At 68.7% G+C, this 12648-nt stretch carries 9 protein-coding genes; 4 read left to right on the top strand and 5 right to left on the bottom strand.

From position 1 onward, the window contains the following. Nucleotides 1–15: 15 nt before the first annotated feature. The gene (locus VIM61_14680) at nt 16–507 is read left to right on the top strand and encodes a nucleoside deaminase (protein HEY8901654.1); all 492 of its coding nucleotides are present in this window, start codon (nt 16–18) and stop codon (nt 505–507) included. A 54-nt stretch (nt 508–561) separates the two neighbouring features. Continuing rightward, nucleotides 562–1953 (top strand): FAD-binding oxidoreductase, encoded by a 1392-nt coding sequence (locus VIM61_14675; GenBank protein HEY8901653.1) that lies wholly within the window; start codon nt 562–564, stop codon nt 1951–1953. Here VIM61_14675 and recG read toward each other — a convergent pair. Together recG and recJ are read right to left on the bottom strand one after the other, a co-directional pair. Further along, a complete protein-coding gene (gene recG, locus VIM61_14670; protein ID HEY8901652.1) occupies nt 1950–4031 on the bottom strand; it encodes an ATP-dependent DNA helicase RecG in 2082 nt (693 codons plus the stop codon). The two genes, VIM61_14675 and recG, sit on opposite strands and share 4 nt — an antisense overlap. Next, a complete protein-coding gene (gene recJ, locus VIM61_14665) occupies nt 4028–5692 on the bottom strand; it encodes a single-stranded-DNA-specific exonuclease RecJ (protein HEY8901651.1) in 1665 nt (554 codons plus the stop codon). The genes recG and recJ overlap by 4 nt, the downstream gene beginning before the upstream one ends. 118 nt (nt 5693–5810) lie before the next feature. Between recJ and VIM61_14660 the strand changes: the two genes are divergently transcribed. Both VIM61_14660 and VIM61_14655 read left to right on the top strand, forming a co-directional pair. Beyond that, entirely contained in the window at nt 5811–6278 is a 468-nt protein-coding gene (locus VIM61_14660) for a hypothetical protein (protein ID HEY8901650.1), read from the top strand. Between the two features lie 26 nt (nt 6279–6304). Beyond that, entirely contained in the window at nt 6305–7435 is a 1131-nt protein-coding gene (locus tag VIM61_14655) for a serine hydrolase domain-containing protein (protein ID HEY8901649.1), read from the top strand. On the opposite strand, the gene ccsA is transcribed toward VIM61_14655, so the two are convergent. From ccsA to VIM61_14640, 3 genes are all read right to left on the bottom strand, one after another. After that, nucleotides 7423–9042, bottom strand: coding sequence for a cytochrome c biogenesis protein CcsA (gene ccsA, locus VIM61_14650; protein HEY8901648.1), 1620 nt, complete (start codon nt 9040–9042; stop codon nt 7423–7425). The genes VIM61_14655 and ccsA overlap by 13 nt on opposite strands. After that, nucleotides 9039–10817, bottom strand: coding sequence for a hypothetical protein (locus VIM61_14645; GenBank protein HEY8901647.1), 1779 nt, complete (start codon nt 10815–10817; stop codon nt 9039–9041). Before VIM61_14645 ends, ccsA begins: the two co-directional genes overlap by 4 nt. A gap of 2 nt (nt 10818–10819) precedes the next feature. Beyond that, nucleotides 10820–12648, bottom strand: a 1829-nt coding sequence (locus VIM61_14640) for a cation-translocating P-type ATPase (GenBank protein ID HEY8901646.1), incomplete at its 5' end; no start/stop codon positions are given.

The raw sequence follows: 12648 nt of genomic DNA, 5'->3' as shown, positions 1-12648 counted from the left end.
ACCACAAAACACACCATGAGCACTGCAAACCCCGATCACGAAAAATTCATCCGCCGCGCCATTGCGATGTCGCGCCGGGCCTCCCTCGAATACTGCACGGGAGGCGTCTTTGGCGCTGTCATCGTGAAGGATGGCGAGATCGTCTCCGAGGGGATGAATCGCGTCGTCGCCAGCCACGATCCCACCTGGCACGCCGAAATGGAGGCCATCCGTCTCGCCTGCATCACGCTGCAGAACTTCAAGCTCACCGGCTGCACGCTCTACACCTCGGCCGAGCCCTGCCCCATGTGCATGGCGACGTGTTACTGGGCCGGCATCGACCAGGTCTTCTACGCCGCGACGGTCGAGGATGCCTTCAAATACGGGAACTTCGACGACAGCCCGATCTACAAGGAACTCGCCCTGCCGAAGGAGCAGCGCTCGATCAAGCTCACCCAGCTCCTCCGCGAGGAGGCCGTCGAGGTCTGGAAGGAATACCAGGCCAAGCCCGACAAGATTCAGTATTGATCCGGTTCGCGTGAATGGCGGCCCGTCTCCCGGGACGGGCCGTCCCCTTTCGTCATGGACCTCTCGGCATTGAAGGAAGCCTGCCGCGGCGATGTCGCCGGGCGGACGGATTCCCATTTTTACGAACTCCTCCACGGCAATCTCTGGAATCGCCTGATCCCCGAGCGTGCGCCGGATGTCGTGGTGCGCGTGGCCGACGAGGAGGATGTCGTCGCGGCGATTCGATTCGCGCGGGCCAACGGCTTGAAAGTCGTGGTGCGCGGCGGCGGGCACAACTGGTGCCAGCCCACGCTCCGCAACGGCGGCGTCCTGATCGATCTCACCCACCTCGATCGCGTGATCTCGATCGACGTCGAGGCGCGGCGCGCCGTCGTGCAGCCGATCATCAGCAATCGCGAGGCCCAGCGCGCTCTCAATGCCCACGGGCTGGCGTTTCCGAGCGGGCATTGTCCGCAGGTGAAGCTGAGCGGCTACCTGCTGGGCGGCGGGATGTCGTGGAATCAGGGCATCTGGGGGCCTGGCGCCGGCAGCGTCGAGGCGGTGGAAATCGTGACGGCGGCGGGCGAACGCATCATCGCCAGCGCGACCGAGAACGCGGAGTATTTCTGGGCCGCGCGAGGCGCGGGCTCCGGCTTTTTCGGGGTGGCGACGCGGTATCACCTGCGGCTCTATCCGCTGCCGGCGGCGATCCACGGAACCAGCATTTCCTACGCATACGAGGACGCCGCGGAAGTCGCGGCATGGCTCGGCGAGATCGCGCCGAAGCTGGCGCCGTGCGTCGAGTTGAGCCTCTTCCTGCTGGCCGCGCCGGCGGATCGCCCAACTTCGAGCGGGAAAATCTGCCTCGTGACGGCGACGGCGTTTGTAGAAACCGGGGAGCAGGCGCTTGCGGAATTGCGGCCGCTCGCCGAGGGGCCGATTTTTGCCCGAAATGTCGGGCACACGCCGCCTGCGCCCGTGACGTTCGAGGAACTCTTCGATGCCTCCGGGGCGTTGTGGCCGGAGGGGCTGCGCAATCGCGTCGAGGCGACGTTTTCCGATGCCAATGCCGGCGATCTCGTCGATGCGGTAGGGCCGCATTTTGCGAACGCGCCGTCGCCGCTGTCGCTCGTGCTGTTTGTCTTCTTCACGGGCGCGAATCCGGCGCCGGACCCAGCCGCCGGCGCGTATTCCATGCATGCACGGATTTACGGCGGGCCGTGGACGATGTGGACCGATGCGGCGGACGATGCCGTGAATTCCGAATGGCATCGCGAGCTCGTGGAGCGGCTCGATCCCCTCGTCGCGGGCTTCTATGTCGGCGAGTCGGATACCGTGGGCCGGCCGTCGAATGCACGGCGGGCCTTCTCGTCGGAGAGCTGGGCGCGGCTGGCGGAACTGCGCGCCAGACACGATCCGGACGGCGTGTTTTTCGACTACTTCGACGGGTTGCGCGACGACGCCTAGCCTTCGAGGGCGGTGGCGTCCTGAAGGGCGAGCCAGGCCTTGAGCGGCGCGTGCTCGGGGCGGGCGAGCTCGGGATCGGATTGGAAAATCGCGGTCGCCCTTTTGCGGGCGGCCTCGAGGATTTCGCCATCGCGGAAGAGATCGCCGAGCCGAAGCGGCGGCAGGCCGGTCTGCGCGGTGCCGAGCAGGTCGCCCGGGCCGCGCAGGCGGAGGTCCGCCTCGGCGACCGCAAAACCGTCGCGCGTCTGCTCCAGCACGGCGAGTTTCTCGCGAGCTTCGGGTGTGTCCTCGCCGGGCATGAGAATGCAATACGACGTGTGCTCGCCGCGGCCGATACGCCCCCGGAGCTGGTGAAGCTGGGCGAGGCCGAAGCGCTCGGCATTCTCAACGAGCAGGACGTTCGCATTCGGCACGTCGATGCCGACTTCGATGACGGTGGTGGCGACGAGAGCCTTCGTCTCGCCTTGGGCGAAGGCGCGCATGGCCGCTTCCTTCGCCTCCGGCTTCAGGCGGCCGTGGAGCAGCCCGCAGGCGTGCGGAGCGAGCAACTGGCGCCACTTCTCGAACTCCGCGGTGGCCGCCTTGGCCTCCATCTTTTCGGATTCCTCGACGAGCGGGTAGACGATGTAAACCTGCCGGCCGGTCTCGATCTGCTTCCGAAGAAACGCGGCGGCGTCGGGCAGTTTCGCGGTGTCGCGAATGCCGGTAATGATCCGGCCGCGATTGGCGGGCATCTCGTCGATGACGGTGACGTCGAGATCGCCGTAGGCGGTCTGCGCGAGGGTGCGGGGAATCGGCGTGGCGGTCATCACGAGCACGTCTGGCGCGTCGGCGCGGAGAATGAGCTTCGCGCGCTGGAGCACGCCGAATTTGTGCTGCTCGTCGATGACGATGAGGCCGGGATTCTGGAGTTCCTCGGGGTCGTAGAGCAGGGCGTGCGTGCCAACGACGAGTTGCGGGGCGCCCTCGCCCGACCAGAGTTCGAGATTGTCGCTGGTGCGCCGTGAGCCGGTGCGCAGGGCGATGCGAATGCCGAGCGGGGCGAGCAGGCGCCGGAAATTCGCGTAGTGCTGCTCGGCGAGGAGCTGGGTGGGGGCCATGATCGCCGCCTGCGTGCCGGCCTCGATGGCGAGCAACGCGGCGGAGAGCGCGACGAGGGTCTTTCCGGAGCCGACGTCACCCTGGAGCAGGCGGTTCATCCGGCGGTCGCTGGCCATGTCGGCGCGGATCGCGGCAATCGCGCGGGATTGTGCCCGGGTGAGCGCGAAGGGCAGGGCGGCGTGAAGTCTTGCGAGAAGTTCGCCCGGGGCGACCTTCGCCTTGCCGGGCAGCGCCTCGACGCGGGCGCGCCGCGCGACGATGAGCGCCTGCATGGCGAAGAATTCCTCGGCGACGAGCTGGCGGCGGGCCTTCTCGAGGGCCTCGAAGGATTCCGGAAAGTGGATCGCGCGCAGGGTGGCGGCGCGCTTCGGATGGGCGTCCGCGCCCGGCAGCAGGCTCGGGATGCGGGCGAGATCCGTGGTCTGGAGGGCTTGAAAAATCCACTCGCGGAGCCGGCGCGGGGTGACGCCCTCGCCGGCGGGATGCACGGGCGTGATGCGGTGCAGGTGGACGAGGGTGTCGCCGTCGTCCTCGATCATTTCGAACTCGGGGAAATCGAGCAGGAGTTGCTTTCCCCGGGCTTTCGGCCGGCCGTAGGCGACCATCCGCATGCCGACGGCGATGAGTTTGCCGACGTAGGGCATGTTGAACCAGCGGCAGGAAATCCGGCGGGCGAGCGCACCGGCGCCGAGTTCTTCGAGCACGGCCTGGAAGCCGCGTTTCCATCCGCCGTAGGGCAGGTAGCCGGCCTTCACGACGGTGCCGCAGAGCAGGACGGGCTTCTCGCCGGCGGCGTCGGGGAAGGGCGCGAAGTGGCGGCGGTCCTCGTGGCGGCGGGGATAGTGCAGGACGAGGTCGCCGAGCGTGCGGAGGCCGAGCTTGCGCAGGCTGGCGGCGCGCTTCGGCGGGATCCAGTCGAGCTTATTGAGCGGCGTGTCCGGGCTGATGGCGGCGGGTGGTTCGGGAAGCGAGGTCACGCGGCGGAACGAATCGCGATGATTTGCATCTGGGCCTCGACGCGGCCGTTCCAGGCGTTGCGCTCGAGGTGGAAGGCCACGTCCCACGGCGGGCGAGGCAGGGGGTGCTCGGCGCCGTTGAAGAAAATGGCGTTCACGGTCTGGCGGCGGTCGCCGATGAAGGCGATGCGCAGGTGCTTCTCCTTGAGCACGCGCGGCTCGGCGGCGGGAGTGACGGCGCGGGCGAGCAGAAGCGGCTGGTGGTTGCCGTTGCCAAACGGGGCGAGCATGTCCTGGGCGTCGAGAAGGTCGTGACCAAACGCGGCGAGGGACACCTCGGCGTCGAGGTGGAGACGGGGGACGAGCATTTCACGGGTGACAAGGGAGCGGGTGGTGGATTCGAACGCGGCGCGGAATTCCGAGAAGCGGTCTTCGTGAACATTCAGCCCGGCGGCCATCTCGTGCCCGCCGAAGTTGCCAAGGTGCGTCTCGCAGCGACGGAGCGCCTCGACGAGCGACAACCCCTCGATGCTGCGGCCGCTGCCCTTGCCCTGGCCGGTCTCGTCGAAGCCGACGATGAGCGTGGGCCGGTGGTGACGCCGCGAGATGCGAGACGCGACGATGCCGAGCACGCCCTGGTGCCAGTCGCGCGCGCCGGCGACGATGCTCGCATCGCGGGCGGCATCGAAGTTCGCGTCGAGCCAGGTTTCGACCTCGATGGCGACGGCGCGCTCGACGGCCTGGCGCTCGCGATTCTGCGCGTCGAGGCTCGCGGCGATGCGCAGGGCCTCGGCGGGATCGTCGGTGAGGAGAAGTTGAAGGGCTTCCTGCGCGGTGCCGAGGCGGCCGGCGGCATTGATGCGGGGGCCGACGCGAAAGCCGATGTCGGCGGCGCGCACGGGCGTGCTGACCCCGGCGGCGGAGAGCAGGGCGGTGATGCCCGGCCACCGGCTGCGGGTCATCTGGTCGAGGCCGGCGCGGACGAGGATGCGATTCTCACCGACGAGCGGCACGAGGTCGCAAAGCGTGGCGAGAGCGACGAGGTCGAGGACGTCGCGGAGATCGAAGCCGGGAAGCGGCGAGGCCTTGAGCAGGGCGTGGGCGACCTTGAAGACGATGCCGGCGCTGCACAGATACGCGAAGGCGCCGTCGCCGAGCTTGGGATTCACGAGGGCCGCGCAGGCCGGCAACGAGACGTCCGGCTCGTGGTGGTCGAGCACGATGACGTCGATGCCGCGGTCGCGCAGGGCCGCGATCTCGGCGGTGGAGTTCGTGCCGCAATCCACGGCGACGAGCAGGTCCGGCGCGTGGATTTCCACGCACCGCTCGAGGCCGGCGGCGCTGAGGCCGTAGCCTTCGCCGACGCGGAGCGGCAGGAAGCATTCCACGCGGGCGCCGTAGGCGCGCAGCACGCGATGGAGGAGTGCGAGCGAGGCGACGCCGTCCACGTCGTAGTCGCCGTAGAGGACGATGCGCTGGTTCGCGCGCAGGGCGGCGTCCAGTCGCGCCACCGCGGCGGGCATGCCGGGCAGGAGGTTGGGATCGGAGAGCGAACGGAGACGCGGCTGGAGGAAGGTGGCGACGGCTTCACTGCCGATGCGGCCGGCGGAGCACAGGAGATCCGCCACGAATCGCGGCAGGCCGTGCTCGCGGGCCAGCGCCTGCGCGGCGGCGGCGTTCACGGCTTCGGGTAAAATCCATCTGCGCTCCATTCCCCGGATGGTAATAAGGATTGCCGATTGGGGAATGCGAAATGGGTTTCGACTTTTCAATCGGGCGGGTCGCGCGCATTTTCCCCGCATGGCGATCGAACGCACGCTCCTCGCGGCGCAAGGATACATCGAGCTGGAAATGCCCGATGAGGCTCTGCGCGAACTCGACGAGCTGCCGACGGCCGAGCAGGCCTGCCTCGAGGTCCTGCAGGTGCGCCTTTTCATTCACATGCGCGCCCGGCGCTGGCGCGAGGCGATGGTTGTGTGCGAACAGCTCCGCACCGCCGATCCGCAGCAGACGACGGGCTACATTCACGGTGCATTTTGCCTGCACGAGCTTGGGCAGACGCGCGAGGCGAAGGAGCTTCTGCTCAAGGGGCCGGCCTCGCTGCTGCGCGAGGCGACGTATTATTACAACATGGGCTGCTACGACGCGGTGCTCGGCAATCTCCAGGATGCGCAGCATGCCCTCGAGATCAGTTTCAAGATGGACGACAAGTTTCGCGAGATTGCGAAATACGATCCGGACCTGAAGGAAGTGATGATGAGCCTGTGAGCGCGGCGGGATTGAACCTCGCAGGCGTGCGCGCGGCCTTCGCGGAGAATTTTGCCCGCGGCGCCGAGGTGGGCGCGGCGGTCGCGATCTGGCAGGACGGCGAGGAGATTCTCTCGTTGCACGACGGCTGGCGCGATGGCGCGCGGTCGCTGCCGTGGGAGGTCGCGACGCCGGTGCTGATCTGGTCCGCGACGAAGGGGCTGGCCAGCGCGTGCGTGCTTCATGCGTTGGAGCGCCGCGGCGTGCCGCTGGAGGCGCGGGTGATGGAGTTCTGGCCGGAGTTTGGTCGCTGCGGCAAGGAGTCGCTCACCGTCGGGCAGGTGCTCTCGCACCGGGCGGGATTGAGCGCACTGGACGCGAAGGATCTCTCGATCCTCGATCACGACGGCGTGGCGCGAGCGATCGAGGGGCAGGTCCCGCTGTGGCAGGATGGCGGCCACGGCTACGGCCCGCGCACGTTTGGATTCGTCGCCGACGAGATGGTGCGCCGGCTCGCGAATGGCGTGCCGCTGGGCGAATATTTTCGGACGCACTTCGGCGATCCGCTGGAGCTCGATCTTTGGATCGGCATGCCGGCGGAACTGCACGATCGCGTGGCGCAGATGTTGCCGCCGAAGGCCGGGGGTTGCGTGGAGCCGGAGGATGAGTTCGCCGAGGCGATGGCCCGGCCGGATTCGCTCACGCGTCGCGCGTTTGCGTCGCCCGGCGGGCTGGCGGGCGTGTCGCCGATGAATTCTCCCGCCGTGCGCGGCGCGTCCATCCCGTCGCTCAGCGGCATCGGCACGGCCTCCGCGCTCGCGAAGTTCTACGCGATGCTGGCGGCCGGCGGCGCCTGGGGTGGAGTGCATTACTTCAGTCCGCATTCCCTCGCCCACATGACGCACACCCTCTCGCAGGGCCTCGACAAGGTGCTTCGTCTCGAGACGGCGTTCTCGGCGGGGTTCATGCGGGATCCCGTAGACGGCGAGGGGCGCAAGATCCGGGCGAATTTTGGGCCGTCCACGCGGGCGTTCGGGCATCCCGGCGCGGGCGGCAGCCTGGCCTTTGCGGATCCGGATGCCGGCCTCGGGTTTGCCTACGTGATGAACCAGATGGAGATGGGCGTGCTGCCGAAGCGGCGCGCGCTCGCGCTGGTCGAGGCGCTTTACGCGGGCTGATCGATCCCGCGAACTCCTGCGGGGGATTTGGCCTGGCCGAGATGGCGCCAAGCGGCGAGCCCCGCAAAGGCGAGTTCCACGGTCACGAACGTCACCGCGTAGCCAAAACCGCCGGAGCCGAAGCCATAACTGTGGAGGCCGACGCCGAGCACGAAGTTCACGCCATACCAGGCCATGAGGACGGATTGGAACGCGAGCAACGCGCCGAGCGCGAGGCCGAAGCCACCCCACGCCCCGGCGATGCGGCCGTGCAGCACGATGAGATAGCCGAGGAGCGCGATGAGCGCCCAGGTTTCCTTGGGGTCCCAGTCCCAGAAGCGGCCCCAGGAGTAATTCGCCCACACGGCGCCGAGGATGGTGCCGATGGCGAGCAGGAGGACGCCGACCTGAAGGGTGCGGTAGATGTAGTTGTAGAGCGCGGCGGAGGGTTTCCGGCCGAGGACGATCTTGCCGAGGGCGATGTGGGCGACACCGAGGGCGAGGAGGAAGGCGGCGTAGCTGAGGGTGATGATGAGGACGTGCGTCGCGAGCCAGAAGTTGCTCTGGAGAATGGGCGTGAGCGGCTGGATCGAGCGGTCGAGGGCGAGCGGCTGGAAGTCGGCGAGGAGCAGCGGAATGACGGCCGCAAACGTGGCGCCGAGCAGGAAATAGCGTCCGCGGTGGATGGCCTCGAAGACGAGCGCGAAGAACACGGCGCCGAACGCGACCCAGATGATCGACTCATACATGTTCGAGACGGGCGGCCGGCCGGCGATGAGGATGCGGCCGGTGAATCCGGCGGCCTGGAACAGCGCCCCGACCCCGGCGAGCCCCCAGGCGATGGCGTAGCCGGCCCGTCGTCCCCGCACGGAGGTGACGGCGAGGGTAATGCCGGCGGCGAGGTAAAGAATCCAGGCCCAGCGGAACGGGTGAGCTTTTTGATAGAGCAGCTCGAGCGAGATTTTCCAGGCGGACGGCTGGAACTGCGGGGCCTGCGCGGCGAGGGAGGTGCGCAGGGAATCGGCGGCGGCTTTGAAGGCGGCGTCGTTGTCCGAGAGGAGAGCGGCGCGGAGGGATGCGACGGCGGGATTGTCGAGAGGGAGCGGGCTCCATGCGGCGGAATCGCCGGCGGGATTCGCGACGAGGCGGAGGAGTTCGCCCGTCCGCAGGGCATCGAGTCGAGCAATGCGCTGGGCGATCTGGTCGACGGTCTTGTCGGTGCCGGTGAGCTTGCCGTCCTTCGCGGTGCGGCGGGCGACCTCGGCCCGCTGGTAGAGGGCGAGGAAGCCGGCGCTGGCGGCGAGCTCGTCGCGGGAGAACCATTTGCGGGATTCGTCGAGACCGGCGGCGGCTTTCAGCGGGAGATTGTTGACGAGGATGAGGGGCAGCGAGCCGGCTTTCTCGGGGGTGAGCCAGAGGCGGCTGATGATCTCGGAAGCGGACTGCGAACGGCCGTCGAGCGTGAGCGCGGTGCGGCCGCTGAGGGTGAGGAGATTCTCCTGCGCGAAGACGAGGAAGGGTTTCTTCCGGCCGCCTTCCTGCACGGGAATCGCCTCGAGCGGCGTGGCGTCGAGGGCGCGGGCGAGCGGCGCGGCGAGCATGAGCGCGAGGAACAGGACGAGTCTCATGATTTTTTCGGGCGCAGGTAGAACATGATGAAAATGCCGCAGCAGATGGCGAGCGAGCCGGTCCACTTGAGGAGCCAGCCGGGGTCGTAGAGGACCTGGAGCGTGGTTTCGCCGAGGTCCTCGGGATTCCACTGGGCCTGGGAGAATTTGTAGTTCAATCCGGTGGTGACGGCAAATGCGCCGCCGGGCCAGCTCGCGGGGTGGTTCATCTGGGCGACATCCTGTTTCGTCGCGCCGGTTTTCGGATCGCGGAATTCCACGGTGGCGATGAAGTTCGCGGGGGTGTCGGTGCCTTCGAGGCGGGGCACTTCGAAATTGCGCAGGCCGATCTCGAACGGGACGGGGCGGGACTCGAGGCCGTAACCGAGGCGGGCGGTCACGCCATCGCCGGTGAGCGTGAGTGCATCGCCGGAGGCCAGCCAGTGCGGGGCGCCGGCCACGCCAGCGGGGCTGACCAGTCGGGCGCGCAGGCCGGGCGCGCCATTTTCGCCGGCCCCGGCGGGGCGTCGCTCCGTGACCAGGCGGGCGTGAGGAAGCGACTGCGAAAGCGTAGCGGTCCAGTCCGCCCAGCCGAGCGGGAACGACGCGCCGACCTTCGCAGCGCCGCGAGAAATGGCGTAATCGCCGCGCCCAAGCTGGTAGGTGATGCCGTCCGCGGCCGGGGCGACCTCGAGCATGGGGCGCGCGCCGGGCAGGGGCCGTGGGGCTTCGACCCGGACGAGCACGGCGGGATTCCGCGGCTCGGTGCTGGCGGTGGCGGGTTTGCCGTTCGCGAAGACGAAGTCGGGCCAGTATTCGGTCGCGGTGATCGTGGCGGGGCCGACCTTTTGCGGCTGGCCGGTAATCTTCACGCGGTCGAAGTCGACGGATTTGCCGTCTGCGAGCGTGACGGTGAGAATCGCGCCGTCGGAACTCAATGCGGCCTGCACGCCGGTGCGGACGTCGCCCTCGGCCTGAGTGACGGAAGCAAATCTCGCGAAGACGAGCTGGGATTCCGTGATGGCAAGAGGGGCGCGGGCCGGGAGATCGGGAACGAGGGAGACCTTTGCGAGGCCGAAGAAGTCGCGCGGCGCGGGGGCGTCGGGGGCGAGAACGAGCGGCAGGCTGATGTGCTGGCCCATCATTTTCGATGAGAAGTCGAGAGTGACGCCGGGTGGGCCGCTCTCGGCCGGGGCGAGACGTTCGCTCGTGGTCAGGGCGTCGGCCCAGGCGTCGACGCGGATCTTCCAATCCGTGCCGGGCACCGGAAATTCACGGGGACGGGCCTCGGAAGGACGCACGAGCTGGGCGTCGAAGGGGGCGAGGTCGAAGTCGTCGGTGGTGGCATTCTGAATCTGGAGGAGGCTTCGACTGGTGGTGATGCGGTCGGCGGGAGGCGCGCCTCGGTGGAGGGTGACGTTGCCCTCGAAGCCGAAGTGCGAGCCGATGATCGCGCCGATGAGCAGCGTGATGATGCCGTAATGCGTGATGACAAAGCCGAGGTGCTTTCGCTGCCAGGGCCAGCGGGTGAGCGTGACGGCGAAGAGGTTGAGGCAAAGGACGCCGAGCCAGACGGTGAACCACGGCGCCTTGTAAATGTAGGCCTGCGCGACCTTGGTGTCGAAACGGCTCTCGGCGAACGTGGCGACGGCGCAGGCGATCGCGATGGTCGCGAGAAGGAGCAGGGCCAGCTTCAGCGAGCCGAGGGCGTGGATGACGCGCCACAACGGCGAGCGCTCGCGCCGGGCGGCGACATGCGCGCGGTGCGTGGCTTCGGCGGCAGGAGTGGCGGGCATTTTCAGACGGGTTGCGGATGCGGAATGTCCGCCAGCGGAGCGCGCCGCGGGCGCGGAGTCAATCGGACGTTCACGGGCCGGAGGGCGCGGACGCTTACCGTGAGGCTGGAGGCGAGCATGAGCAGCGCGGCGGCGACGGGGTGCAGGATGCCCGCGGCGGCGAGGGTGATGCCAAGGCCATTGTAGGCGGCGGCGAACAGGAGGTTCTGCCGAATGGCGCGGAGCGTGGCGCGGCTGCGGGCGATGGCGAAAGGAATGGCGCGGAGGTCGTGGAACTCGCCGAGCGCGGTCTCGCGAGCGAGCGAACTGCCGGTCGCCAGCGCCAGCGAGGCATGGGCCTCGGCCATGGCGGGAGCGTCGTTCACGCCGTCGCCGACGAAGAGGACGCGCCCGGCGGCGGACAGTTCGCGCACCCGAGCAGCCTTCCTTTCCGGAGTGAGGCCGGATTCCGTCGCGGCAAGGCCGTGCGCGGTGGGCGAGGAGTCGCCGGTGAGGATCGTGCAGGGGAGGCCGGCGGCCTCGAGGTCGGCGACGATGGTGCGAGCGGCCTCGCGCAGTTGCTCGCGAAGCCGGGCCACGCCGGCCAGTTCGCCGTCGCGCAGAACAAGGAGCTCTCGTTCGCCGGGAAGAGCGGCGGGAAGTTCCGCGCGCAGGATGTCGGCGGAGCGACCGGCGAGGAGCGAGGCGTTGCCGATCTGAAGGTGGACGTCGCCGACGCGGCCTTCGATGCCGACTCCGGAGATCAATCGCACGTTCGTCGCGATGCCGGCCGGCGGATGGAGGCGAAAGGCATTGGCGATCGGGTGATCGCTGGCGGCCTCGAGCGCAGAAATCTCGCCGAGGAGGGTTTCGCGGTCGATGCCGGGCGCGCTGACGAAATCGACCAGGGCGAGGCGCTCGTCGCCGAGGGTGCCGGTCTTGTCGAAGACGACCTGCTCGACCTGCGCGAGCCGCTCGACGAGGTCGCTGGTGCCGGCGGCGATGCCGTGACGGGCGAGATCGGCCAGCGCGGACCAGACGCCGATCGGCGTGGCGAGGCCCATCGAGCACGGGCAGGCGACGAGGAGCACGGCGAGGGCGTTGAACAGGCCGACCGTCCAGCCGGAGTGAAGGGTCCTGCCCGCGAAGGTGAGCGCCGCGACGAGCATCACGGCCGGAAGAAACCACGCGACGAGGCGGTCGGCCTCGCGCTGGAGGTGGGCGGGGCGGGACTGGGCGGCGCGCACGCGTTCGAACAAGGCATCGAGCTGGCGTTCGTTTCCGGGAGCGGTCGCGCGCACGCGAAGGGGGCCATCGAGGAGGCGGCTGCCCGCGAGCACGGGATCGCCGGGGCGGCGGGTGACGGGAAACGCTTCGCCGGTGAGCGTGTTTTCCTGCACGAGGGCCGAGCCCTCGGTGATGACGCCGTCGATCGGCACCGCGCTGCCGGCGGCGATGTGGACGAGATCGCCGCGGCGAATCTCGCGCACCGGGATGCGTTGGAGGGCACCCTCGGGAGCCAGGCGTTCGCAGGTTTCGAATTCCTCGCCGAGCGCCTGGGCCGCCTGCAGCGCGGCTTCGCGGCGGCGGTCGCCCAGCGTGCGACCGAACGTGTAGATCGCGAGCAGGATGGCGACGACTTCGTAATAGACGTGGCCAACGCCGGTGAGGCTCGAAATGACGGAGGCGGCGAAGGCGCCAAGGATGCCGGCGAGGAAGAGTTGCTCGAAGACGATGCGGCCGCGGGTGGCGGCGACGAGAGCGGTTCTCGCGAGGGGGATGCCGACGAGGGCGAAAACGAGCACCGCGCTTGCGGCGAGGGCGGCATGCAACGCGAGCCGGGCCGTGTCGA

Source organism: Chthoniobacterales bacterium (assembly GCA_036569045.1).
In the GTDB taxonomy this organism is placed as follows: domain Bacteria; phylum Verrucomicrobiota; class Verrucomicrobiia; order Chthoniobacterales; family JAATET01; genus JAATET01.
The sequence above is the reverse complement of the archived record's forward strand: the minus strand, read 5'-3'. Positions and strand labels throughout refer to the sequence as shown.